The organism is Chitinophaga oryzae, assembly GCF_012516375.2.
Classification (GTDB): Bacteria; Bacteroidota; Bacteroidia; order Chitinophagales; family Chitinophagaceae; genus Chitinophaga; species Chitinophaga oryzae.
Window position 1 is genome coordinate 3,491,097 of sequence record NZ_CP051204.2, and the last position, 23,911, is coordinate 3,515,007.

The following is a 23,911-nucleotide window of genomic DNA, read 5'->3' on the forward strand; positions in this document are numbered from 1 at the left end:
CTCCATGAATCAAATGTTAACGTTACTGCAGTCGGTCACCCCGGTGCCGAGGGATATTCCATTGCCGCTTCCATTGCCGGAATGGTTGCTGGTAGTACTACTGGTCGTTTCTTTCCTGGCCCATATCCTTTTTGTGAACCTGATGCTGGGCGGTTCCCTGCTGACGTTGTGGGCACAGGTGAAAGGCATGAAAGATAAAGCCTACGATACGCTGGCTTATGAAATCGCTAAAACCATTACTGTCAACAAAAGCCTGGCGGTCGTACTGGGTGTGGCCCCGCTGTTGAGCATCAATGTGCTTTATACCGTTTATTTTTATTCCGCCAATGCGCTGACGGGCCTGATGTGGATCTCTATCATACCCCTGGTGACGGCGGCTTTCCTGCTGACTTACCTGCATAAATATGCCTGGCACAAACTGGAGGCGCACAAAGGGCTGCACATCGCCATCCTTGGATTGGCCGTGCTGATTTTTCTTTTTATCCCGCTGATTTTTCTGACCAACGTCAACCTGATGCTGTTCCCTGAGAAATGGGGCACCGTTAAGGGGTTTGTCAGCGCGCTGATGCTGCCCAACGTATTCCCGCGGTACCTGCATTTTCTCTGCGCATCGCTGGCCATTACCGGCCTGTTCCTGTTCTGGTACTTCGGAAGACGCCGGTACGCTTTCGAAACCCGTTTTGAAACGATTTCCCTTTATTATATCCGCAAATGCATGTACAGCCTGACGCTGGGTACGTCCGTATTTCAGTTTGTACTGGGCCCGCTGGTATTGATCACATTACCTGCCAAAGGGATACAGTGGAATCTTATTGTTGTGGTCCTTTGCGGCGCTGCCGCTGCTTTGCCGGCGATGTACTGGATGTGGAAGGGTATCACCGGAAAACCGGAAGACATCGGTAAAAATTTTGGGAGGGTGATTACAGCCATGAGCCTTACGGTGCTGCTGATGGCCAGCGGGCGGCATGTATACAGGTCCAACGCGCTGGCGCCTCATAAAAAACTGGTGGCAGAAAAGACAAAAGCTTTTGAGAAGTTGTCAGCTGCCGCGAGAGCGCAGCCGGCGCCGGAAGAAAGTGCAGCGGTAGCTGTGGCAACGCCGCACGCAGCCGGGAAAGCGGTATTTCAAACTAACTGCGCTTCGTGCCATAAAAAAGACGGGCGGTTGGTAGGGCCGCCGGTGACGGAGATGGTCAGCATCTACCACAACGATCTGCCCGGGCTGAAAGCATGGATACGCAAGCCGGGAAAGAAAAGAGATGACTATCCGCAGATGCCCGGATTTCCGCAGCTCTCCGAACAGGAGATGACCGTCCTGACCGATTATATTTTATCTGTTAAATAAAGGATGATGCTAACGACCTGTTTTGTAATGGCTATCGTACTGCTGCTGTTCGGGATATTGCGGCAGCTGATATTGGTCTCTACCAATATTTTGTATCTGTCGAAAGATGACGCGCTGGTAAATACCAGGGATGATTCATCGTGGATGCCCTTTTAGTGCGTTGTGGACAGAAAATAATGATGTACAAACCGGAAGCGCTCCGGTTTGTACATTGTTGTCGGAGTGTTTCCCCGCCACGGTACTTACCTTGAAAGGTTCAGGGCAGGGGAAAGGTAGTAATCGCTGCCAGGCACACTAAAATAATTAAGATTAACATGACAACTGCTTCGACGGGTGTTACGAGGAACATAAGCTACTTTTTTGGTTAAAAATGGTTATTTTTATATAAGAACAGTTCAATTAAGGTTTAGTTGACCTGACCTGAAATTTCTTGTATTCCACGTTGGCACGGTATCTTCTTGTCGTTACCCTGTCGTACTAATTGTTAAAACCTATGGTAAACCCAACACACCCGTCTCTCAGGACCATTGCACTGCTGTTGTTGTTGCAGCTTTTTTTTACACTACCGCTTTCCGCCCAGATCAGCTGGCCCGCAGGGCAGATACTCCCTTCTTTTCCGGCGCCGGCGCAAACGCAGGACCTGATTATGCTGCGGGAATCGACTTCCCGCTGGGAGGCCGAAGGCTCCTCGCTGAGCCATAAAACAGGCAGGCTGGAATCGGACGGCTGGTTATGCCAGACCGGCATCGATGCGGCCAACCAGCACATGATCTATGGCCCTTACGATACTAACCTGTCGGCAGGCCCTAATGTGGCCGAATTCCGGATGAAAATCGACAACAATACGGCCAATAACGACCCGGTAGTGGACATCGACGTCCGGAACGCTACCACCGGCGCCATACTGGCCTCGCAGACGATTACCCGGCAACAGTTTCCCGTTGCCTCCAACTACACGAATTTTACGCTGCCCTTCACTATTCCGGCAGACCATCAGTCGATAGAGCTGCGAATATATTGGCGCGGTACCGCCTATACGAAAGTGGACTGGGTCGGTGTACAGCAAAACGGCTCTTCGGCTGAAATGTACCTGTTTGCCTCCCTGAAAGGGGTGGTTAACAGAACGCAGCCACGCATCTTCTCCTACGAAGGCGACGCCTTCGCAGAGGGGCCGTATACCTGGCTGCAGTCTTTAGGCTTAAACTGGTCGGACGTCACGGACAAATGGAGCCTTATCTCCAAATACCGCAGCGAGATAGCAGGACTGATCGTATATGACCCGGCGCAGATACATACGGTCAACCTGGCGACCATGCTGGCTAAAGACCGGCGCGCACTGGTGGTGTCCCCGCTGCTGCTGTCCAGGTTGACTGCCGCCCCTTACAACCTGCCGGTAGTAATGGACCTGCGAGGGCAGTTTACCAGCAAACTGCAGGTGTACCAGGCGCTGTATAATACCTATTGGCCTAACCTGGACCACCGCCTGTTGATCGGCCTGAACCCCGAGGTCCATAAATCCGCATTGCGCGAATATGCTGCAGCGCTGGGCGCTGGCGTTATATGGCTCGATCCGGCGATACCTGCGGAAAGCACCCTGCTGAACAGCTTCCTCGCTTCCATGCCGGCGGGCGCCAACTTTATGGGGTGGTGGCCGGAAGAAGCGCCGGGAGTGGAGCGGTCTTCCACCTATGGTATACCCACCATCGCGAGTGACTGGTGCACAAACCTGACCATGCATAGCGGCACTCCCCGGACAATCAATAAAAAGCCGATACCGCCCAAACCGCCGCTGCAGAATAAATTGTACGTGGCTTTCATCCTGAGCGACGGCGACAACCTGCAGTATATTGAACACCTGATGCGCAAGCTCTGGAACAACCCCGACCGTGGCGCAGTGCCCATCGGATGGACGCTGTCGCCCGCCATGGTAGATGCCATGCCGGGGGCGCTCAATTACCTGTGGCAAAGCTCCACCAACAATGACAACCTGATTTCCGGTCCTTCCGGTTACGGCTATACGTATCCCAACAGCTGGCCGGACCAGCAAAAGCTGAATCAGTTTGTGGCGACAACGGAGACCTACAACCAGCGTGCAGGCTTCCGCGTGGTGACTATCTGGAATACCATCACCGGGGGCATCAGTCAGAACACTGGGCAGACGTTCGCCCTGAAAGCCCCGTCACTGCTGGGGATGACAGGACAGAACACCGGCGGCGGACTGACGATCTACAATAACAGTCTGCCGGGAATGGCGCTGTCCTGTAACTATTGCACCAATGAACAGGCCATGAAAGACCACATCGCTTCCGCCGCCGCGGGATGGAACGGGAACAGCCCGCGCTTTATCATCATACAGGCGCAGCCCTGGCAGAATGTTACGCCCACCAGCTTTAAGAACGTCGCTGCTTCACTGAATGCAGACTACCAGGTGGTGCGGCCTGATCATATTTTCCAGCTGATCCGCGAAGCCAACAGCCTGCCGGTGGGCGATGCCTATTTGAGGGGAGGTGCGTTACAGCATTACCGGCGTTAGTAACGGCGGCGGTTATACGTATCTGTGGAGCGATTGTTTTAATTGCCAGCCGGTGCTGCATCGGCATAGGAAGACCCTATCCTGATAGCATGCACATAGTTGGTAATGTCAGCATCGTCGCCGCCATACACGCCGAACTTAGGGTCACAGAAATCGGCGTCGAGGGTGCGGGCAGGATATCGCTGGGTGCCGTTCACAAGCGTTTGTTTGACGCCATTGTACCAGAACTCAATGAAACCGGTGGAGGCATCCCTGGATACTTTGATGCGCAGCACCATCGTATTCCAGGTGTTGCGGGAGAGGGATGTTGCCCATACTTCCGTGCCGATTTTGCCTGGCGCAAAATGCATCAGGTGAAACTGGCCCGTGCTGGTGGTGCTGATCACGATCGGATAGTTCTGCGTCATAGGGAGGGTGGAACCGTAGGCTTTCCACTGGAATACCGCGTTGGTCTTCTGCGATGCGGGGATGGCCAGTTTGGACCGCCATCCGATATAGATGTCATCGCCTTCCACGGCCTGGTAATTTTTGGCGCCATGCCCTTCGGTGCGATGGCTGCCGGCAGGCTTATAGAATTTCCAGACTTTCCCGTACACTGGGTCTGTGGCTGTCGTGATAGTGCCGGAACCTTCTATGTTAAGGACTTTCCATACGGCAGACGGACCTAATGCGGCGTCGCCATTAAACAGGAGCGACTGTACCTGCATGTCGGACGCCGCACTGCTTTCCGTGTTGGACGCACGCTTTGCAGGCGCTTCGTTCATGTTTTTGCTGCAATGGGTAAAGATAAGCATGGTACTGCTGGCAAGCAGGAGGGTGGCCAGGGCCGGAGGTGTTTTCATAACAGAGCAATTAAGGGTTATTGAGAGATAATCAATATACAACCTTCGCCACGATGAAACACGTACCATCTTCACCAATACAGGTATTGGATTGACGGCAATCAATTTTTGGGCAGCGTGCTAACGTTCCGGTGAAGCGCGGCAGCAGTGGGTTCAGTTCAGCAATCCCTGGTTGTTGGCAGCTTGTATCAGCCCTGCCACATTTTTTACTCCGAACTTCTGCAGCAGGTTCTTACGGTGGTTTTCTACGGTGAACTTGCTCAGGAAGAGCATTTCCGCGATACGCCGGGTGGTAATGCCGGAAGCAATCAGTTTCAGTATTTCCTGTTCCCGTGCGGTCAGGGCAGGCGCTGCCGCCATATCCGGCGCAGGGCGCGTAATGATTTCCCGGATAGCGTCGCTGAAAACGATCTGCCCCGCCAGTGCATCGGTGATGGCATTCACCAGCTCTTCGATGGAGGCGTTTTTAAGCAGGTAACCACTGGCGCCGTTTTCCAGCATCTTCATGATAGCGCTGCGCTGGTCGTGGTTACTCAGCGCCAGTACCACCGTATCCGGGGCTGCCGCCTTGATGGTTTTACACAGGTCCATACCGTTGCTGTCAGGTAAGATGATATCCAGCAGCACCACATCTACAGGGCGGCTGCCGAGGAAAGCGAGAAAATCTTTTGCCGTGGTAAAGGCGCCGGCGATTTCAAAAGCGTCTTTGCCCGAAAGTACCCTGACCAGCCCTTCCAGTACGATGGGATGATCATCCAGGATGGCCAGCTGGTATGGCTGATGTGACATATACTTCAATATTTATGGATGTGCCTTTTCTGTTTTGCGGACTCACAATGTCGATACTGCCGTGAAGGTAAGCGACCCTGTTCCGGATGTTGATGAAACCCATACCGTCTTTGGCGTCAGCGGTGGTATCGAACCCTTTGCCGTTGTCTTCCACGGTGATAAAGAACCGGTTGTCCCGTTGATTGCACTGTAATAAAATTCTGGTGGCTGCCGCATGTTTGACCGCATTGGTGAGCAGTTCCTGTATGATGCGGTAAATGGTCACCTGTTCCTGCTGCGGGATGTCGGGCTGGATGTCGAGGCATTGGCACCGGACCATCAGCTGCTCCGTGGTAAAAGCATTGCAGAGGTCTTGCAGCGCGGCTTCCAGTCCAAGCCTCAGCAACATTTCCGGCATCATGTTATGTGCAATTTTTCTCAGTTCGGTGACGGAAACATCCAGCTGGCTGATAATAGGTTTTAACTCCGGCTGGTGGCCAGCGATGGCTGACAGGTTTATTTTGGTAGATGCGAGCAATCCGCCCAGGCTGTCGTGCAGGTCACGGGCCACCCGCTGGCGCTCTTCTTCCTGGACTTGTAACATGGCCTGTGAAACCTTTATCTGTTCCCGTTGGGCCGCGGTTTTCTTTCTGTTCCGGTAGAAGAAATAACCGAGCAGCAGGATGGAAAACAACAGCAGGACGACCACACTCAACGACCAGTTCAGCAGCCTTGTGCGCTTCAGGGCTGACCGGGCCTTGTCATTGGCGGCGTTGAGCGCCGTAATTTTCCGCTGGTCTTCTGCCTTCCTGTATTTTATTTCCAGCGCGTTGATCTTCGCTTCGAGGTTACTTTTGGAGATGCTGTCCCGCAGGTTGCTGTAGCGCTTCAGCCAGCCGAAAGCTTCGGGGATGTTGTGCAGTTCTTCGTAGGTGACCACCAGGCCATAGTATATCAACAGCCGGTTCATCGCAACATGGATAAAGGGTTGCCTTTCCGACAGGTCCAGTGCCACGTCCCGGGCTTTCGTCAGGTCTTTTTTATTGTAAAGGGCGTAGAATTTCTGCAACAGCAGGCGTTGTTCCGGGTAAGTTCTCTTCAGTTGCTTCGCCAGCGCAATACCTTTATCTGCGGCCTCGAGCGACTGTTCAAATTTTGCGGCTACGGTAAGGCGCATACTTTCGCCGGCGTAGTAGTCCAGCCAGGCGGCGGCGTGAGGGTAGGGCAACAGCAACAGCCGCATACTGTCCATATAGGCAGCCGCTTCCGCAGGGTGGCCGGACAAGGAATTGTTTTCCGATAACGTATGATAGGCGGCGGTCAGAAAGCTGATACCGCTTTTTTCATCCCGCAGCGTTTCAATGGCCTGCTTCAGGTAAGTTTCTGCTTTGGGATGCTGCTGGAGGTTTTTAAACCCGTATGCCAGATCGAGGTAGTTTCTTCCGAGCCACACCCGGTCGCCGGATTGCAACGCCAGCGGGATCGCCCGCTCCATCATCAGGTTAATGTACGATTCGGTATCATCTTTATCGAAATGGAGAAGGCGCGCATAATCGTGCCAGCACATGGAGCGGTAACGCAGCGCCTCTTTGTCGGTGAACTTCTTCAGCCTGTTTTCCGCCTGCAGGTAGATGGCTGCAGCGGAATCGGGCATGGTGAAAGCCAGCAGCCTGGCGTCATAATAAAGCGAGATGCCCTGCAGGCGGACGTTATCATGGACCAGCCTTTTTCCCTGCCCGGCATATTTCTTTGCCATACCGGTATCCTGCTCTATCCAGTCTTCTGCCAAACGGAAAAAGGTAGCTGCCCTGACGCTGTCCGGCAACGGCTGTTCCGCCTGCCGGGCAAGACTGTCCCTGTTATATCTTCCCGGCGGCTCCTGGGAGCGCCCGCAAAGACCAGATAATAAAAGCAGCAGTAGGGGTGGAAGGTATTTCATCATACGTGCAATTTGCTACACAAGACAATAACGGCAAAGGGCTGCCTGCAGAATGACTGAAAACAGCTATATAAAAATAGCCAATTGACGTCATTGTCCCGCCTGGCCGGTGAAGATAATTTTGTAGTCGTTGTTTCACTTTGAACCAACGCCTAAAAACTGTTGATATGTTCAGAAAATTATCCATTGCAAGTCTCCTCATGGCCGCCGTCCTGGTAACCTCCTGTTCCAAAGACAAGAAGGAAGATAATAACGACCAGCCCGGGCATAAAGTGCGGTTCGAAGCCGTAGGACAGAACGGCGGGGTCGTTAATGCGGCCGTGTATGGCGTAGACGCCGATACGCACAATGCGCTCAACCTTAACGCAACAACCTGGAGCAGCCCCGATGTAACAGCCCCCGCGGGCGCCTACAACGCCAATATTGTGGTCAACGGAAGCGGGCCTTCTACCACCAGCACCATGAAAGTAAGGATTTATGTGGACGATGTGATGAAGAAAGAGGAGACTGCTGCTCCCGGCAAGGTGTTGTCAGTCACGCTGGGGTATAAGTTTTAAAAAGACATGCCAGGCTACTGAAAAAAAGTTTCCCAGTACGGTAAAAAGGCTTGTAAGCGCTGCTTGCAAGCCTTTCAGGCTTATATCCCGCCGGGCGCGCAATGGCTGCAATACCCCGATATCATACCGTTAAAGTCCGTGATCACATACCCCTCCGGCAACGGGATGTGCATCTTGTGCTGCAAACACTCCACCTTCCCGCACCTGCGGCATTTAAAGTGAAAATGATTGTGGTTGTGTTTATTGTTCGGTTTATCACAACCGGCACAATAAGCGAAATACTGCTTCCCGTCGTCATCCATGGCTTTATGTACCAGGCCATCTTCACAAAACCTGTTCAACACCCGGTAGATCGTGGCCCGGTCCACTTTCGTGCCCAGCACCGCCTGTAGCTGCTCATGGCTCATGGCCCTGTCCGAGGATTTCAGCACCTCCAGAATATCCGTCTGCGCCTGCGTATTCCTTCTTTTCATTTTTTATTATTGCGACTCAATCGCAATAATAAGAATTTTCCCTATTATTGCAAAAAAATACCACCATGATCAGACAGATAAAACAAGCGGCCCTCATCGCGGTATGCGTGCTGGCGGCATACAGCTGTAACCAGCAAGCGCCGAAAGCACCGGCAGCCACAGCGCCGGAAAAACCGGAATATTTCCTGCTGCGGCCCGAACTGGAAAAAATGTACGGCTACACGCAGGCGGTAAGAGTAGGCAACATCGTCAAAATTGGTGGCGTCATCAGCATCGATGATAAAGGAAATCTGACAGGGAAAGGAGATTACGGTCAACAACTGGTCAATGTTTACGCCAGCCTGGAGAAAGTGCTGAAACATTATGGCTGTACGTTTGACGATGTGGTCCTTGAAAACATTTATACCACCAGCATGGCGGAACTGCAGAAGAATGCAGCGTACCGGCAGAAAATATACACACATCATTTTCCCACGGGCAGCTGGATCGGTGTGAAAGAACTGGGCCTGCTTGACGCCATGGTGGAAATAGAATTGGAAGCACTGATTTCAAAAGAACAGTAACGCGCATGAAAACATTCTTTCAGTCGTTGTTTGAATATAATCACAACGTTAACCGGCAACTGTGGGAGGTGATGAACGCCCATCCGGACAAGACGTCTGAAAAAGCCATCAGGCTATATAATCATATCCTGAACGGGCATCAGATCTGGAACAACCGCATAGCCAGGCGGAACGACTCCCCGGACGTGTGGGACATGCACTCCCTGCAGGCCTGCAGGGACCTTGACCAGGCGAACTATGAACATTCGCTGGGTATCATCCTTCAGTTTGACCTGAATGATACCATTCAGCACCCTAACGTCAAAGGAAAACCTTTCAATAAAAAAATTAGTGAGATACTCTTTCACATTATTAATCACTCCACCTACCACAGAGGGCAGATAGCCACCGAATTCAGGCAAAGCGGACTGGAACCTGTGATGACTGATTTTATTTTCCATGAAAGGAAGTAATAAGCGGCTGCTTATTACTTCCTTGTCAGCAGTCCTCCAACAGGGATAAACAACAACCAGAAACCGGAAGCGGGCATGAGAATCACCGCAAGGACGGTGAGGACCAGCAATCCCTGGCTGATCGTTCTGGGCACAGCCAGCTGCTTTTTCTCTGCGTCATCGATAAAGATGCCCAGTAAAACCCAGACCAGCCCGGTGTACAAAAACCAGAATGCGGCGTTCCGGTCAAATTCCTCGTGAATGGTGTTGAACAGCCCCTCACGGACCAATTGCCATAGAATGTCGTTGAAGAATACCAGTCCGAATACGATGTGGACCAGCGCGATGCCTATCACTGTTTTTCCGATCCAGGCTTTTTTCATAACAGCTACTTTAGGGTATGCTAACAGGATTGATTTGTCTTTACAAAGGTAATTCCCGTATAGCCATCACCTATGATATTTGTCATGTTTCTGCGGGCTGTGGGCCGCTTTCTTCCGATGATGACGGCAGGTTCGTCACTCCCTGCGCAATATCACCTTTCCGCGATAGATTTTTCCATCCCGCCCGTAAACACTGATAAAGTAGCTGCCCGGCGGTATGGACGAGGGTATGTTGAGTGTCCGGCTGGCAGATGTTACCCGGAACACTTCTTTGCCAAATATATCCGTGAGGGTGATGGTACTTCCGGAAGGGTCCGGTTTGCCGCTGATATTGATTCTGCCCGTTGTCGGGTTCGGAAACAGTTCAAGTGCCTGCGTATTCGTTCCTCCGGCTGCCTTTTTTTCAAACGCAGCGCCGGGCAATACAGGCGCCCCCATAGCCGGAATATTATAGGAGTCCCAATAGGCTTTAATTGCTGTTGGCGTTAATGCGCGGTCATAGAAGACAAGATCGTCCAGGTAGGCATTGCGTATGGTGAGATTTTGTCCTGTAAATAGGACGGGATAAGGCGTAATGTCAAGAGGGGCTTCACTTACAAGAAAGCCGTCTTTATAATACGATATAATAGGATTTTTGTAGGTAAATACATACTGATGATACCGCTGTTGTGAGGACGTTGGGTCAGCAGCCATAGGATAGCGTTGATAAATCGGGATATCCCCGGTATATATCACAGTGACGCTGTCTTTGCCGAATGCTTCGGAACGTTCATACACTACCTCCCAATGTCCGAAAGTAATAGCTGCTTTTGAATTACCTTTCCCGGTTATACTCTTTGCCCAAAAGGCGATGGTAAATTCCTGTGGCAGGGAGGGCCTGTCTGCTACAAAAAACTTTCTTGATACGCCGGAGGTGTCCGCTATACCCGCCTGGCAGATTCCCCTGTCTGTATATTGAATATTGTTATTGACACCGTGATGTGGATTGGCGGAAACGTCTCTGAGTGACAGCTCAAACGGGTAATACCCGTAAGGGTTGGCAGGCGGCGTGCCACAAAAAGAAGGCGGCGGCGTCTCGTTGTAGGCATAATATATTCTTAAACTGTCGCCCAGTGACAGGATGCCTCCGTCTAATGTTATTTCAACACGGTCATACTTTTTATTGGTCAGGAAAGTATACGTCGCCTGTACCGAATCGGGCTGATAGCTGATACTGGTGCTGTCAATGATACGGAAGTCTCCGTTAGTGGCCGTGCCCTGATAGGTCATCACGGAGATATGGCCCAGTAGCTTCAGGGCGAGCCCTCTTCCCCGGCCAAGACCGATAACGATTTTTGATACGGGCGCGGTCTGCATCTGAGGGAAAACGAGGAACTGGCTGATAGAACCGCCGAGCGCACTGGTATTGATGACGATGGTGGAATAATCATTATGGTTACTGCCAACGGCGCCGTCCGGATTGAGGATCTGGCAGCTGCCGCAACCAATAATCTGCTCTGAATACTGCGAACTGGCGTAAGTCCTGGTTTGACCACGCGATGTTTTACAAACGAATAAGGAAATAAACAGAAAGAGCGCCAGGGTGTAAGCGGGTTTTAAACGTTTCATAAAAGGTAGATTTTTGGGTCATTGTAAATGGTTATTGATGAGAAGATGTTTTCCTGATGCAAAGGGAGTACCGTCCGGTTAACAAGTCGGTCAAGGATTTCAATGTTAGTATGTAAACATGTTTGGGTATAATGGCGCCGGATACTCCCGGACCACATATTAAATATACTTCAGGACAGCGATGAAGGAATGCAGTGGGGATAGGGGTTTAACGATCGCTGGCCAGCCGGGACTTCAATCATCCGTAGGCCGGAAGCTGGGCGCACTGGCGTTACTTTCTTCCAGCGCCTTACGGTATTCCCTCGGAGACTTTCCCTGATAAATTTTAAACTGCCTGTTGAAATAGGAAAGGTTATCGAAACCACAGGCATAACATATTTCAGAGATACCATGATCGGTGCCGATCAATAATTTGGTGGCGTGACTGATCCGCGTTTCATTGACGAACTGCGAAAAGGTTTTACTGGTCCTTCTTTTAAAGTAACGGCAGAACGCGGCTTCATTCATACAGGCGAGCGAGGCGGCCGACTTACTGTCTACATGCGTATGGTAGTTCTCCAGCACATATTTAAATATTGACTCCAGTTTTTTCGAATCTACATCCTTATAATGTATCTTTCTGGGATCGTCTGTCAGCAGCAGTACGTTGTCACTGTTTTGTTGAGATAACCCATCCAGCAACTGTAGCAGGATGATCAGGTTTTTCATCTGCTGGTTGGCCTGGAACAGAGAAAACATGCCGGGAAGCACAGGCGGTGGTTGTCTGAATTTGATGCCGCGTTCAGATAACTGCATGAGTTCTTTTATTTTTCTTAATTCCAGTTTGTCAAAAAAATCCTTGCCCAGGAAGTCTTCTGTAAACTGTACGATGATGGCGTGAGCCACTTCCCCTTCTGTACCGGCAGGGATGTTGTCGTTACAGAAACAATGCACCAGGCCGGGACCGAACATGTACATCTCGCCTCCGCTGAAGTTGACGACCTTATTGCCGGCATACAATTTACCCGCGCCTTTTACGATCAGGATCAGCTCATGCCCGTGGTGAAAATGAAACGTGTTCGTAAAACGCGGCTGACAGTATTCTTTAACAACAAAGCTGGCATCCTCCGGGGTAGATATATGTCGGTAGGCAACTTTCATAATTGGTGTTATTGGTACACTATTTATTTTCTAAGGCTATAAATCGGAATTAAGGTAAATATAGTATCAATATTTTGCAAATGCAGTACTTTTATTTCAACGGTAGTCTGAATATGTTTGTAAGACAATGATGCTCCGCGTTATGAGCCAACCAGGTACATGCACTGCGAATTATTTTATCAAACACTGTAGAGGGTAAACCAGTATTTTAATCACGTTATATACTTCATGCGTTATGGAATTAGGAATACACAACTGGATGCGCTCCGAAACAATAGCCACCACCATCCGAAGGGTGTCTGCGCTTGGCTATACCCGGCTGGAAATTGCCGGCAATCCTGAACAATACGATACCAAAGAGATCGCAAAACTCATGAAGGAACACGGTCTGTCCTGCTGGGGGTCCGTTACCCTTATGCTGGGAGAGCGCAACCTGCTGGCCAAAGACGAAGCGCAGCGGGCGAAGTCTGTACAATACGTAAAAGACGTGGTGAAAATGGTGAAGGAACTCGATGGTCATATGGTGTCCATCGTACCGGGCACTGTTGGCAAAATCGTTCCTGACGGAAGACCGGAAGAAGAGTGGAAATGGGCTGTAGAGGCCATGAAGGAAATCTACGACTACAGCGAAGCCTCCGGCATCCTGCTGGGCATAGAGCCTATCAACCGGTTCGAGACCTATTTCATCAACAGGGCTGAGCAGGCGCTGGCACTCGCGGCCGCCACAGGACCCAATTGCGGCGTATGCCTCGATACTTTCCATATGAACATGGAAGAAGCAGACATGTTCGATGCCATCCGTAAGGCGAAAGGCAGGCTGGTGGGTTTTCACGTGGCGGACAATAACCGCATGGCGCCGGGAATGGGGCATCTCAACTGGGAGAAGATCGTCGCCACCTTAAAAGAAGTGGGTTATGACGACGTACTTTCGGTGGAATTCTGTTCCCCGCTGGACCGTACGCCGGCTAATCCGTACCCGGACTCCATCGATGAAAATCCGGAAAATCTTTCTCCCGAACAGGCGAAGTTCCTCATCGACCATGGCAGTTCGGCTGTTACTGAAGCATTTTATACCATGCTGACCAGCCGGTCATTTAATACTTTATCAAAACTTATTTAGAGAACTGATGAAAATAGCTAATGTAGAGGCATTTTGGCTGCGTTGTCCCGTTCCAAAAGAAAAACAACATACTTCCGACTACGGGCTGCTGGCGAACTTTGATATGACGCTGGTGGTGATCACAACAGAAGACGGGCTGCAGGGATTCGGCGAAGCCAAGGCGGCAGTGGGGTCTTCAGGGGTATGCGCTTCCATTGTGAACTGTATCGAAAATGAACTGAAGCCGGCGTTGATCGGTAAAAACGTGAAAGATATCACCCGTCTCTGGGAAGAGATGTACAACGGCACCCGCGACCACTACGCTTTGTCCAGAGGACGCAAATTCCCGGTGCTCGGCAGGAGGGGGCTTACCGTTTCCGCCATGAGCGGCATCGATACCGCCTTATGGGACCTGAAAGGTAAAATACTGAACGTGCCCGTGATGGACCTGCTGGGTGGCGCCTGCCGCGATCAGATGCCGGCATATGCCAGCGGCGGCTGGGCAGACGCAGACAACATCGGCGCGCAACTGAACGGCTACGTGGAGAAAGGATTCGGCGGCGTTAAAATGCGGGTAGGCGTCATGGACAAAACAGTACAGAACAGTATCGAAAGGGTGAAGGCCGCCAGGGCCGCGTTAGGGCCGCACATCAAACTGATGACGGACGCACACGGCACCTTCAGCGTGCCGGAAGCCAAACAGTTTTGCCGCGGCGTACAGGACTGCAATCTCTACTGGTTTGAAGAACCTATCAGCCCGGACAACCGCAAAGGGACGGCGGAAGTGAGAGCATCCACCCATATTCCCATCGCGGCCGGCGAAAGTGAATACACCAGTTTTGATATCAACGAACTGCTCGATATCAGGGCCATCGACGTGATACAGCCGGATGCGGCCATTATCGGCGGTATCTCCGAAGCGGTACGCGTAGCGCACCTGGCCAGCGTACATCAGCTGGAACTGGCGCCGCATTGCTGGGGATCTGCCTTCTCTTTTATGGCAGGACTGAATGTGGCGTTCGCATCGCCTTCGGCCACCATTATCGAATTCTCCCTCGGCGGAAATCCGATGATGTACGAACTGGTAAAAGAAAAAATCACCGTCGCCAACGGTATGATCCCCGCGCCTGTGGCCCCGGGATTAGGCGTAAGCCCCGACTGGGATTTTGTACGGGAATATCAACAAAAAGCATAGTGAAAATAATGATATATGGCTAAAGCACTTAAAATTAACCACGTTACGCTGATCGTAGATAATCTGGAAAAAGCCGGAGCCTTCTACCAGCACGAATTGGGCTTAGAGCCGCTTGCCGCCTTTAGGTTTGATTACCCGGTAATGTTCTTCAAATTTAATGATGAACAACAATTGCATATCTCCGAATGGGAAGACAAAACTTCCTTCCGCGGTCATATCTGTGTACAGGTAGACGATTTCAACAGCATCTTCTTCCGCATGAAGGAGCTGAATGCCATCGACATCCATCCATGGGGCAAAGTCAGGAAACTGCCCGACGGCGCCATGCAGATGTTTGTCCGCGATCCGGCAGGCAACCTGGTGGAAATTTCCTCCCAGCCCGGCTCCGATATCGATCCCCGTATATTTACAGACGAACTGTATGAAGAAGGACTGTATGTTTCCAACAGAAATGATTTCAGGGGATACCGGTCCGACGACGCTACTTTATATCACGACAGATGAGAAAAAACGTATTACTGCTCGAGACAATTGCAGATGAGGCATTGGCCGTCCTCCGGGAGCACGTGAACGTGTTCACGGGATACAACGAAGCTGACTTAAAGGAAGTATTGGACAGGGAGGATATCCATGCCATCATTACCAGGGGAAAGGGGCTGATCAACGAACCGCTGATGGCCGCCTGCCCGCAGCTGCAGGTCGCTGCCCGCTGCGGGGTAGGGCTGGACAACGTGGACGTGGCGGCAGCTACCGCCAGGAAGGTAATGGTGATCAATGCACCGGGCAGCAATGCCGCCACGATAGCAGAACATACGCTGGCCCTGATGCTGATGCTCATGCGTAACATGTATGCATCTGTTGCACAGGTAAAACAGGACAACTGGACGTGGCGCAACCAATACGCCGGGGATGAACTGAACGGCAAAACGCTCGGCATCCTGGGAATGGGGAATATCGGCAAACGGGTGGCGCGGCTGGGAGAAGCTTTTGGCATGGAAGTGTTGTACTGGAGCAAATCCGCCGGCGAGGTGCCATATCCGTTTCTCTCCATGGAGGAGGTGTTGCAACGTTCCGATGTGGTGAGCCTGCACCTGCCTTTCAATAAAGAAACAGACCGGCTCCTGGGCCCTGCGCAACTGGCCTCCATGAAAGCCGGCGCCTTACTGATCAACACCGCCAGGGGCGCCCTGGTAGACCATGCCGCCCTGCTGCAGGCTTTGGACGAAAAAAGAATAGGAGGGTATGCTGCAGACGTATTGCCGGATGAACCACCGGTACAGTCACGCGACCTGGTACATCATCCGCAGGTGATAGTCACGCCACATTCCGGCAGCCTTACCGCCGCCACTTACCGGCAGATATGCCTGCTCACGGTAGGCAATGTGGTGGCCGCGCTCACAGGGAACAACCCTGACCCTAACAGTATATTTAACCGGCACGCGCTTGTGTAAACCGCCGCCATAAACGCTGTACAATGAAAAAAATATTCCTTTGTTTATTACTCATCGCCGGTGTCAGCATCACCTGCACCGGCATCCTCTTCGCACAGTCCGCCAAAAAGGCCAAAAAGCCGCTGGTGGTATTTGTTACCGGAGACCATGAGTACAGCAGTGAAGAAACAATGCCGCTGATAGCCGCTGCGCTGGAGAAAGACTATGGCATGAAAACGATCGTGCTCAAAGCTTATCCGGACCATAACAGCGAAGAAAATATCCCGGGCCTCGAAGCCCTGAAAAAGGCAGACCTGGCCGTTTTCTATTTACGCTGGCGCCTGCTGCCTCCTGAGCAACTGGCACTGATAGAAGCCTATCTTAAAAGCGGTAAACCGGTGATGGGCTTCCGCACCACCACCCACGCATTTCATTTTCCGGAAGGTCATGCCAGCGAAAAATGGAACGCCTTCGGCGAGTTCGCGCTCAACGCGCCTCCGGGCTGGGGCGGCGCCGCCAAACATACGCACTACGGACATGAAAGCAGCACGGACGTCAGCATCGTACCTGAACAGGCGTCCAATCCCATCCTGACAGGCGTTGCCAAAAATTTCCACGTCCGCTCCTGGCTGTACCGCGTATTACCTGACTATCCCGTAAAAGGCTCCACCTGGCTGCTGATGGGAAAGGCGGTAAATCCCGATAAAGAAGCCATCGAAAATCCCGTGGCATGGACCGGCACCAACTCCTTCGGCGGTAAAGTGTTCATGACTACAATGGGCCATCCGGAAGATTTCAGACAGGAACCTTTCCAGCGACTGGTGATTAATGCCATCCATGATGAACTGGGACTTAAAGTGCCGAAGAAATGGAAAGGCAGGATAGATATCCGCGTGCCCTATCGCGTGGCCCAATAAGTACAACGTTTCCTGATTCCCGATAAAACTGATACGATGTCCAGACTATTTAAAATCGGTATGTACGTACCGCTTGTGCCCTTGGTATTGGCGATAATGATACTGGATGCCTGTAAACCGAAAGGGCATGTCCCGCTGACCATCCCTCCGGGTGCTCATATTTCCCTGATCGGCAGCAACCTGGGATCGAGAATGGTCCACTATGACAACTTTGAAACAACGCTCTATCTCCGTTATCCCGACTATAACCTGGTCATCCGTAATATGTGCGACGGTGGTGAAACGCCTGGTTTCCGTCCGCACTCCGGCAGAAACTCCCCCTGGGCTTTTCCCGGCGCAGAGAAATTCCGCCCGCAGCTGGCAAAAGAAGTGGAAAATACGGACAACCACAGCCAGGGATTTTTTGAAACGCCCGACCAGTGGTTGACCCGCCTTAAAACAGATGTGATCATCGCCTTTTTCGGCTACAGCGAATCTTTTGAAGGCAAAGCCGGTCTGGCCGATTATAAAGCGGAACTGGACGCCTTTATCAAATGGACGCTGAAACAAAAATACAATGGTAAATCAGCGCCGCAGCTGGCCCTCGTTTCACCCATCGCTTTCGAAGATCTCTCTGATAAATACGACCTCCCCAACGGAAAACAGGAAAACGAAAACCTGGCACTGTACACGGAGGCCATGAAAGAAGTAGCTGCACAAAACAATATCCTGTTTGTAGATGCCTTTACACCATCCCAAAAATGGTATGCAGACACCAAAGAGCCGCTGACCATCGACGGTTCCCAGCTGAACGAAGAAGGATACAGGAAACTGGGCAACCTGCTAACGGAAACGATCTTCGGAGAAGCCCCCGCCAAAGCGGAAGCCAACAGGCAACTGGTACATGCTGCGGTAAAGGAGAAAAACTGGATGTGGCTCAACGATTACAAAATCCCTAACGGCGTGCATGTATTTGGCCGCCGCTACGATCCCTACGGGCCCGACAACTATCCGGCAGAGATAGCGAAGATCCGCGAAATGACGGCTGTCCGCGATTCTGCGATATGGCAGGCGGCATCCAAAGGCACGAAAATGGATATCACGGTGGCGGATAAACGTACCAGGGCGCTTCCGGAAGTGAAGACAAACTATAATCCCGCTAAGAACGGCAGCCTGCGCTATTTGACCGGTGAAGAAGCGGTTGCTAAACTGAAAGTGCCGCCGGGATATAAGGTAGAACTCTTTGCTTCGGAAGAACAGTTCCCTGACCTCGCCAAGCCCATGCAGATGTCTTTTGACAACAAAGGTCGTTTATGGGTAGCCGTGATGCCGAGCTATCCGCATTACAAACCGGGCGATGCCAAGCCTGATGACAAGATCCTGATTTTTGAAGATACCGATAACGACGGTAAGGCCGATAAACAAACGGTCTTCGCCGACAGCCTCCACCTGCCCATCGGCTTTGAGATAGCGCCGGAAGGCGTATACGTGGCACAGGGCACCAACCTGAAACTGTATGTGGATACCAATGGTGACGGTAAGGCGGATAAGGAGGAGATATTGCTCAGCGGGTTCGATGACCACGATACTCACCATAGCAGTCACGCTTTTACGGTAGACGCCTCCGGGGCGATCTATTCCGGAGAAGGCGTTTTCCTGCACACAAATGTGGAAACCTCCTACGGCACCGTGAGGGCTACCAATGGTGGTTTCTATCGCTACGATCCGAAACGCCGAAAACTGGAGCGCACGGCCCAACTGGAAATTCCTAACCCCTGGGGCATTGCTTTCGACGACTGGGGCCAGCCCTTCTTCGCAGAAACATCCAGCCCGGATGTGCGCTGGATGCTGCCCGGCACCGTGTTGCCCAAATATGGGCAACATACGCACAAATCGGTACAGCTGGTAGAAGACAAACATAAAGTACGGCCTACCTCGGGACTGGAATTTGTGTCCAGCCGGCACTTCCCCGATGAAGTGCAGGGCGATTTCCTGATCAACAACACCATCGGCTTCCTGGGAACAAAGGAACACACCTTACAGGACGACGGTACCGGCTATAAAAGTCACCACCGCCAGGACCTGCTGGTGAGCGGCGACCCGAACTTCCGCCCGGTGGACCTGGAGTTTGCGCCTGATGGCTCTCTCTATGTGATCGACTGGCATAACATCCTGATCGGACACATGCAGCACAATGCACGCGACCCGTTACGCGACCATTCCCACGGAAGAATATACCGCATCACTTATCCGTCAAGGCCGCTGGTAAAACCAGCACACATCGACGGCGCCACTATTGACGAGCTGCTGGACAACCTGAAACTGCCGGAATACCGTACCCGTTACCGCACCCGCCGCGAACTGAGAGGCCGCGATGTGTCGGAGGTACTGGCTAAACTGAAAACATGGGTGGCCAATCTCGATAAAAACGATCCCCAATACGATCATCACCTGCTGGAAGGCCTCTGGGTGAGCTGGGGCATGAATAAGGTAGACCACGACCTGTTGAAACAGGTGTTAAAAGCGAAAGACTACCATGCCAGGGCTGCTGCCGTACAGGTAGTGCGTTATGTCGGCCACCAGATACCCGACCAGGCGGACCTGCTCATGCAGGCGGTCAAGGATGAAAACAGCCGGGTGCGACTGATGGGCATCGTAGCGGCATCCTGGATAGGGAAGGAAAAAGGACTGCCCATCCTGGCGGAGGCAAAGAAAATGCCGCTCGACGAATGGATGGTCCATGCTTACGATGCAGCGGTGGCCCACCTGAAAGGAGAGAACGTAAGCAATGAAGAAGAGGGGGGTGGTAACGCCAAACTGAAAGGCGCTGCGCTGGCCCTTTTCAACCAGGGCAAACAGATCTATTCTATCGAAGGATATTGCAGGACATGCCATCAGCCGGATGGCAAAGGACTGCCTGACTCAGGCTTCCCACCGCTGGCGGGCTCCCAATGGGTGACAGGCAGCGAAGAACGCCTGATAAAACTGGTGATGAAAGGGATGCTGGGCCCCATAGAAGTAAATAATAAAAAGTATGCCGGGCAGGTACCGATGACACCTTTCGGTAACCTTCTGAAAGATGAAGAGATCGCTGCGGTGCTGACTTATGTGCGCAACAGTTTCGGAAACACCGGCTCAGCCATCTCCCCGGAAAAAGTAAAACAGGTCAGAAAGCAGATAGAACACAAAACGGATTTCTATTCTGCAGAACAGCTGTTGAAAGAACACCCGATGGAAAAAAAGTGATCTTCATAAAATAAATATTAGCGGGCGCTGGAGCAAGCGCCCGCTATATCATCCTTCTGTTAAATTACTATTTCATTTAGCGAAAATATCACAAGAAAGTATCGGTTTGGAGATTTAATATTGTTAGGACTTCTAATTATTACAACAGGGTATTTATTTATCAACCAGCAAAAAATATTGTAAAACCAATCCACCCCTTTTTATGTCTTCTTCTGAAGTCCGGTGCTGTTATCCGCCGGTACGGGCGGCTATTTTCCACTGCCTGGCTGTATTTAAACCAAGTCGCTGATACAGGTGCACGGAATAAAGAATGATCAAATTTAACCTGATAACTTTTTAACTATGAAACAGTTTTCCACGGTGATGTTAAAAACGATGGCGTTGCGCCAGAAAATCATTTATGCCACTTTAGCCCTGCTGATAGGGATTGTTACACAGGCCCATGCAAATGCAGCGGCCCCGCTCATGGATGTGCGCGGACGGGTGCTGGAAGAAAACGGTGTAGGCGTGCCCGGAGTGAGCATCAAAGTAAAGAATGCCGATAAGGCGACAACAACAGATGCAGACGGAAAGTTCGTGCTGAAAGGACTTTCTGACAATGCAGTGCTGATTGTTTCTTATATAGGTTATACCACGCAGGAGGTGCCTGTTTCCGCAGACATGGTGATCCAGCTCGTTCCGAGTGTGAAAAAAATAGACGAGGTGGTGGTAGTAGGGTATGGTACGACCAAAAAGTCGGATCTGACCGGAGCGGTAGGTACTGTAAAATCCGAAGCGCTGCAGGAGCGGCCGGCATCGTCCTTAAACCAGAGCCTGTCGGGCCGCGTGACCGGCGTGAATGTGTCTTCCAACTCCGGCAGGCCCGGTGGCAGGGCCAATATCCGTATCCGCGGCGCCAGTTCGCTGAGCGTGTCCAATAACCCGTTGTACGTGATAGACGGTGTGATACTGAACCCCGTAGACCTGCGGAACGGCAGTACTCCCATCGATTATATCAACCCCAACGACATTGCTTCCATCGAGGTGCTGAAAGATGCTTCTTCCACCGCTATCTACGGTGCGCGCGGTGCCAACGGCGTTATCCTCGTTACCACCAAAAGAGGCAACGCAGGCGGCGGACGGTTGACGTACGACCCGGATTTCAGCATTGGTGTATTGCCCCGGAAACTGGAACTGCTGAACGCGAAAGAGTTTTTAGCAGTGGAAGACCAGGCATATGCCAACGCTAAAAAATATGATCCAACAGGATGGGCTACCGGTACCAAGTATACCGATCCTAAAACCAAACGCACTAATCCCTTATTATTCGATTCACAGGGAAACCCGCTCTACGACACCGACTGGCAGGATGAAACTTTTCAGAAAGCGTTTACCCAGAATCACCAGCTGGGATTTACCGATGGCGATGAAAAGAAAAGCTTCGGCGCTTTCCTGAACTATCGCACCCAGGAAGGGCTGGCACGCGGCTCATGGCAGGACAGGTATGCCGGCCGTATCGTGTTTGACAGCAAAATCAAAGACTGGCTGAAAGTAGGCGGCACGCTGAACTACACCGACCAGCGTGAAAAACAGGTAGACCAGCTGGACGGCGGCGGTATCACCATGATGCGCCAGGTACTGGAAGCCCTGCCTATCATACCGGTAAAATATGCAGACGGCTCCTGGGCCAGCAACCGCGACTATCCCGGTATGGAAGGCGGCGACAACCCGCTGCGCGTTTCTGCCGACAGGGTATCCATTCTGCATACACAGACTTTCCTGGGCAACATGTACGCCAACATCCACCTCGCAGAAGGACTGGAACTGAGATCTACCCTCGGCGTGAATATCATCAATCAACGGGAAGATTATTTTGCTGCAAAAGGCATGCAGTATATTTCTGATAACGGTGATGCCTATATTAATAACAACCGGTACAACTCCTGGCAGTTTGAAAACTATCTTACCTATAACAGAGAGTTTGCCAAAATACATTCGGTAAATGCAATGGCCGGTGTGTCCTGGCAGCATATCGATCGTTTCGAAAACCAGGCTACCACGCAGGGATTCACCGATTCGTACTTTAAGTACAACAACCTCGGCGCAGGCTCCAGCCCGCAGCCGCCTTATTCCATCGCTACGGCCAATGGGCTGAACTCCTTCTTCGGCCGCGTCAACTACGGCCTTCGCAACAAATACCTGGTCACCTTTACCGGCCGTATGGACGGCTCTTCCAAATTCGGACGCGACAACCAGTTTGCTTTCTTCCCCTCCGCAGCGCTTGCCTGGAGGGTAACGGAAGAGAATTTCATGAAGAGCGTGCCCGTAATTTCCAATTTAAAACTCCGCACCAGCTACGGCGCTACCGGTAATTCCGAGATCCCTGCCTACAGGGCTTTGGCTGGTCTGGGCAACTATACCGTGATCTTTGACGGCGCCCGTAACTCCGGCGTGGGCATAGATCGTATCGCTAACCCCGGCCTGCGTTGGGAGAAAACCAAACAGGTGGATTTCGGGATGGAACTGGGATTGTTTGCCAACAGGGTGAATTTCGAAGTAGACCTGTACCGCAGAAAAGTGGACGGCATGCTGCTGGATGCACCTTTGCCCTATACCACGGGCCGCGACAGGATTTTCTCCAACGTGGGCAGTATGGAAAACAAGGGGATTGAACTCGGGCTCAATACTGTTAACATTAAAACGGACAACTTCTCCTGGAACACCACCTTCAACATCTCCATCAACAAAAACAAAGTACTGGCCCTGGCGAACGGCGACATTCTTTCCGGTAACGGTATCATCAGGGTGGGAGAGCCGGTGGGCTCTTTCTTCGGAAGGGTGCATCTGGGTACCTGGAGTACCAAAGAAGCTGCGGAAGCGGCAGAATACGGAAAGCTGCCCGGAGACGTGAAGTTTAAGGATATCAATAACGACGGCTCCATCAACGACCTGGACAGGGTGATCATCGGAAAAGGTATCCCGGACGGCTTTGGCACTTTCCTGAATACGTTCCAGTACAAATCCTGGTCACTGACGGTAGACCTGCAGTTCATGTATGGTAACGATGTGCTGGACAGGAGCATCCACTCTGCTGAAGACAGGCAGGGCATTGCCAACAGTTACAGGACGGTGCTGAACGCGTGGACGGAAACCAACCAGAATACGCCGATAGCCCAACTACGCCCGATCAATGCAGGCTACGACACTTACAACGATAGCCATAAGGTAACAGACGGATCGTTTATCCGTGGGCGTAACCTGTTGCTGGGATATGTGTTCCCCGCCAAAACGGTATCAGCCCTGAAGCTCAGCCGTCTGCGGGTATATGCTTCCGTGCAGAACTTTTTCCTGGCTACCAAATTCAAAGGCTATGACCCTGAAGTGTCCAACTCCAGCGCTCCTTTTGACCAGGGGCTGACGCTGTACGACTATCCCAAGCCAAGGGTATTTATGCTGGGACTGAATGTAGGGTTATAGTATTGTC

At 51.7% G+C, this 23,911-nt stretch carries 20 protein-coding genes; 13 read left to right on the forward strand and 7 right to left on the reverse strand.

The annotated features are described in order from the left end of the window. Positions 1-4 precede the first annotated feature (4 nt). The 3 genes from HF324_RS14565 (at position 5) to HF324_RS14575 (ending at position 3,878) form a co-directional block, all read left to right on the forward strand. Positions 5-1,345 (forward strand): c-type cytochrome, encoded by a 1,341-nt coding sequence (locus HF324_RS14565; protein WP_258539529.1) that lies wholly within the window; start codon positions 5-7, stop codon positions 1,343-1,345. 3 nt (positions 1,346-1,348) lie between these two features. Next, positions 1,349-1,501: a hypothetical protein gene (locus tag HF324_RS14570; protein ID WP_168803175.1), complete on the forward strand. Its 153-nt coding sequence runs from the start codon at positions 1,349-1,351 to the stop codon at positions 1,499-1,501. Positions 1,502-1,838: 337 nt separating this feature from the next. After that, on the forward strand, positions 1,839-3,878 hold the full coding sequence (locus tag HF324_RS14575; protein WP_168860139.1) for a GxGYxYP domain-containing protein: 2,040 nt from the start codon (positions 1,839-1,841) through the stop codon (positions 3,876-3,878). A gap of 38 nt (positions 3,879-3,916) precedes the next feature. On the opposite strand, the gene HF324_RS14580 is transcribed toward HF324_RS14575, so the two are convergent. The 3 genes from HF324_RS14580 to HF324_RS14590 all read right to left on the reverse strand — a co-directional run bounded on the left by HF324_RS14580 (position 3,917) and on the right by HF324_RS14590 (position 7,430). Beyond that, the gene (locus HF324_RS14580) at positions 3,917-4,720 is read right to left on the reverse strand and encodes a heparin lyase I family protein (protein WP_168860140.1); all 804 of its coding nucleotides are present in this window, start codon (positions 4,718-4,720) and stop codon (positions 3,917-3,919) included. 153 nt (positions 4,721-4,873) lie between these two features. After that, positions 4,874-5,509 carry a response regulator gene (locus HF324_RS14585; protein WP_168803178.1) on the reverse strand — a complete coding sequence of 212 codons (636 nt, stop codon included), beginning with the start codon at positions 5,507-5,509 and terminating at the stop codon, positions 4,874-4,876. After that, on the reverse strand, positions 5,472-7,430 hold the full coding sequence (locus tag HF324_RS14590) for a sensor histidine kinase (RefSeq protein ID WP_168860141.1): 1,959 nt from the start codon (positions 7,428-7,430) through the stop codon (positions 5,472-5,474). Before HF324_RS14590 ends, HF324_RS14585 begins: the two co-directional genes overlap by 38 nt. A gap of 164 nt (positions 7,431-7,594) precedes the next feature. Between HF324_RS14590 and HF324_RS14595 the strand changes: the two genes are divergently transcribed. Continuing rightward, on the forward strand, positions 7,595-7,984 hold the full coding sequence (locus tag HF324_RS14595) for an MmpS family transport accessory protein (RefSeq protein WP_168803180.1): 390 nt from the start codon (positions 7,595-7,597) through the stop codon (positions 7,982-7,984). Between the two features lie 80 nt (positions 7,985-8,064). On the opposite strand, the gene HF324_RS14600 is transcribed toward HF324_RS14595, so the two are convergent. Further along, the gene (locus tag HF324_RS14600) at positions 8,065-8,457 is read right to left on the reverse strand and encodes a Fur family transcriptional regulator (protein WP_168803181.1); all 393 of its coding nucleotides are present in this window, start codon (positions 8,455-8,457) and stop codon (positions 8,065-8,067) included. A gap of 65 nt (positions 8,458-8,522) precedes the next feature. Here HF324_RS14600 and HF324_RS14605 point away from each other — a divergent pair, with 65 nt between their 5' ends. Further along, entirely contained in the window at positions 8,523-9,020 is a 498-nt protein-coding gene (locus HF324_RS14605; protein WP_168860142.1) for a RidA family protein, read from the forward strand. Between the two features lie 5 nt (positions 9,021-9,025). Next, positions 9,026-9,472, forward strand: coding sequence for a DinB family protein (locus tag HF324_RS14610; protein WP_168860143.1), 447 nt, complete (start codon positions 9,026-9,028; stop codon positions 9,470-9,472). A gap of 14 nt (positions 9,473-9,486) precedes the next feature. On the opposite strand, the gene HF324_RS14615 is transcribed toward HF324_RS14610, so the two are convergent. From HF324_RS14615 to HF324_RS14625, 3 genes are all read right to left on the reverse strand, one after another. Then, the gene (locus tag HF324_RS14615; RefSeq protein WP_168803184.1) at positions 9,487-9,834 is read right to left on the reverse strand and encodes a DUF6463 family protein; all 348 of its coding nucleotides are present in this window, start codon (positions 9,832-9,834) and stop codon (positions 9,487-9,489) included. A 135-nt stretch (positions 9,835-9,969) separates the two neighbouring features. Continuing rightward, positions 9,970-11,442 (reverse strand): T9SS type A sorting domain-containing protein, encoded by a 1,473-nt coding sequence (locus HF324_RS14620; protein WP_168860144.1) that lies wholly within the window; start codon positions 11,440-11,442, stop codon positions 9,970-9,972. Between the two features lie 234 nt (positions 11,443-11,676). Beyond that, positions 11,677-12,582, reverse strand: coding sequence for an AraC family transcriptional regulator (locus HF324_RS14625; RefSeq protein WP_168803186.1), 906 nt, complete (start codon positions 12,580-12,582; stop codon positions 11,677-11,679). A gap of 235 nt (positions 12,583-12,817) precedes the next feature. Between HF324_RS14625 and HF324_RS14630 the strand changes: the two genes are divergently transcribed. The 7 genes from HF324_RS14630 to HF324_RS14660 all read left to right on the forward strand — a co-directional run bounded on the left by HF324_RS14630 (position 12,818) and on the right by HF324_RS14660 (position 23,904). Beyond that, complete coding sequence (locus HF324_RS14630) at positions 12,818-13,702, forward strand: sugar phosphate isomerase/epimerase family protein (protein WP_168803187.1); 885 nt, start codon at positions 12,818-12,820, stop codon at positions 13,700-13,702. A 7-nt stretch (positions 13,703-13,709) separates the two neighbouring features. Further along, a complete protein-coding gene (locus HF324_RS14635) occupies positions 13,710-14,876 on the forward strand; it encodes a mandelate racemase/muconate lactonizing enzyme family protein (protein ID WP_168860145.1) in 1,167 nt (388 codons plus the stop codon). A 15-nt stretch (positions 14,877-14,891) separates the two neighbouring features. Further along, positions 14,892-15,380: a VOC family protein gene (locus HF324_RS14640; RefSeq protein WP_168803189.1), complete on the forward strand. Its 489-nt coding sequence runs from the start codon at positions 14,892-14,894 to the stop codon at positions 15,378-15,380. Next, the gene (locus tag HF324_RS14645; RefSeq protein ID WP_168860146.1) at positions 15,377-16,327 is read left to right on the forward strand and encodes a 2-hydroxyacid dehydrogenase; all 951 of its coding nucleotides are present in this window, start codon (positions 15,377-15,379) and stop codon (positions 16,325-16,327) included. Before HF324_RS14640 ends, HF324_RS14645 begins: the two co-directional genes overlap by 4 nt. Before the next feature lie 23 nt (positions 16,328-16,350). Beyond that, the gene (locus HF324_RS14650) at positions 16,351-17,223 is read left to right on the forward strand and encodes a ThuA domain-containing protein (RefSeq protein WP_168860147.1); all 873 of its coding nucleotides are present in this window, start codon (positions 16,351-16,353) and stop codon (positions 17,221-17,223) included. 36 nt (positions 17,224-17,259) lie between these two features. Then, positions 17,260-20,448, forward strand: a complete 3,189-nt coding sequence (locus tag HF324_RS14655) for a PVC-type heme-binding CxxCH protein (protein WP_168860148.1) — start codon at positions 17,260-17,262, stop codon at positions 20,446-20,448. A gap of 342 nt (positions 20,449-20,790) precedes the next feature. After that, positions 20,791-23,904 (forward strand): SusC/RagA family TonB-linked outer membrane protein, encoded by a 3,114-nt coding sequence (locus tag HF324_RS14660; RefSeq protein ID WP_168860149.1) that lies wholly within the window; start codon positions 20,791-20,793, stop codon positions 23,902-23,904. Positions 23,905-23,911: the final 7 nt, after the last annotated feature.

Bases quoted from the DNA above. Each gene is read 5' to 3' on its own strand.
- HF324_RS14565 (WP_258539529.1), top strand. From the start codon at position 5: ATGAATCAAATGTTAACGTTACTGCAGTCGGTCACCCCGGTGCCGAGG.
- HF324_RS14570 (WP_168803175.1), top strand. From the start codon at position 1,349: ATGATGCTAACGACCTGTTTTGTAATGGCTATCGTACTGCTGCTGTTC.
- HF324_RS14575 (WP_168860139.1), top strand. From the start codon at position 1,839: ATGGTAAACCCAACACACCCGTCTCTCAGGACCATTGCACTGCTGTTG.
- HF324_RS14580 (WP_168860140.1), bottom strand. From the start codon at position 4,720: ATGAAAACACCTCCGGCCCTGGCCACCCTCCTGCTTGCCAGCAGTACC.
- HF324_RS14585 (WP_168803178.1), bottom strand. From the start codon at position 5,509: ATGTCACATCAGCCATACCAGCTGGCCATCCTGGATGATCATCCCATC.
- HF324_RS14590 (WP_168860141.1), bottom strand. From the start codon at position 7,430: ATGATGAAATACCTTCCACCCCTACTGCTGCTTTTATTATCTGGTCTT.
- HF324_RS14595 (WP_168803180.1), top strand. From the start codon at position 7,595: ATGTTCAGAAAATTATCCATTGCAAGTCTCCTCATGGCCGCCGTCCTG.
- HF324_RS14600 (WP_168803181.1), bottom strand. From the start codon at position 8,457: ATGAAAAGAAGGAATACGCAGGCGCAGACGGATATTCTGGAGGTGCTG.
- HF324_RS14605 (WP_168860142.1), top strand. From the start codon at position 8,523: ATGATCAGACAGATAAAACAAGCGGCCCTCATCGCGGTATGCGTGCTG.
- HF324_RS14610 (WP_168860143.1), top strand. From the start codon at position 9,026: ATGAAAACATTCTTTCAGTCGTTGTTTGAATATAATCACAACGTTAAC.
- HF324_RS14615 (WP_168803184.1), bottom strand. From the start codon at position 9,834: ATGAAAAAAGCCTGGATCGGAAAAACAGTGATAGGCATCGCGCTGGTC.
- HF324_RS14620 (WP_168860144.1), bottom strand. From the start codon at position 11,442: ATGAAACGTTTAAAACCCGCTTACACCCTGGCGCTCTTTCTGTTTATT.
- HF324_RS14625 (WP_168803186.1), bottom strand. From the start codon at position 12,582: ATGAAAGTTGCCTACCGACATATATCTACCCCGGAGGATGCCAGCTTT.
- HF324_RS14630 (WP_168803187.1), top strand. From the start codon at position 12,818: ATGGAATTAGGAATACACAACTGGATGCGCTCCGAAACAATAGCCACC.
- HF324_RS14635 (WP_168860145.1), top strand. From the start codon at position 13,710: ATGAAAATAGCTAATGTAGAGGCATTTTGGCTGCGTTGTCCCGTTCCA.
- HF324_RS14640 (WP_168803189.1), top strand. From the start codon at position 14,892: ATGGCTAAAGCACTTAAAATTAACCACGTTACGCTGATCGTAGATAAT.
- HF324_RS14645 (WP_168860146.1), top strand. From the start codon at position 15,377: ATGAGAAAAAACGTATTACTGCTCGAGACAATTGCAGATGAGGCATTG.
- HF324_RS14650 (WP_168860147.1), top strand. From the start codon at position 16,351: ATGAAAAAAATATTCCTTTGTTTATTACTCATCGCCGGTGTCAGCATC.
- HF324_RS14655 (WP_168860148.1), top strand. From the start codon at position 17,260: ATGTCCAGACTATTTAAAATCGGTATGTACGTACCGCTTGTGCCCTTG.
- HF324_RS14660 (WP_168860149.1), top strand. From the start codon at position 20,791: ATGAAACAGTTTTCCACGGTGATGTTAAAAACGATGGCGTTGCGCCAG.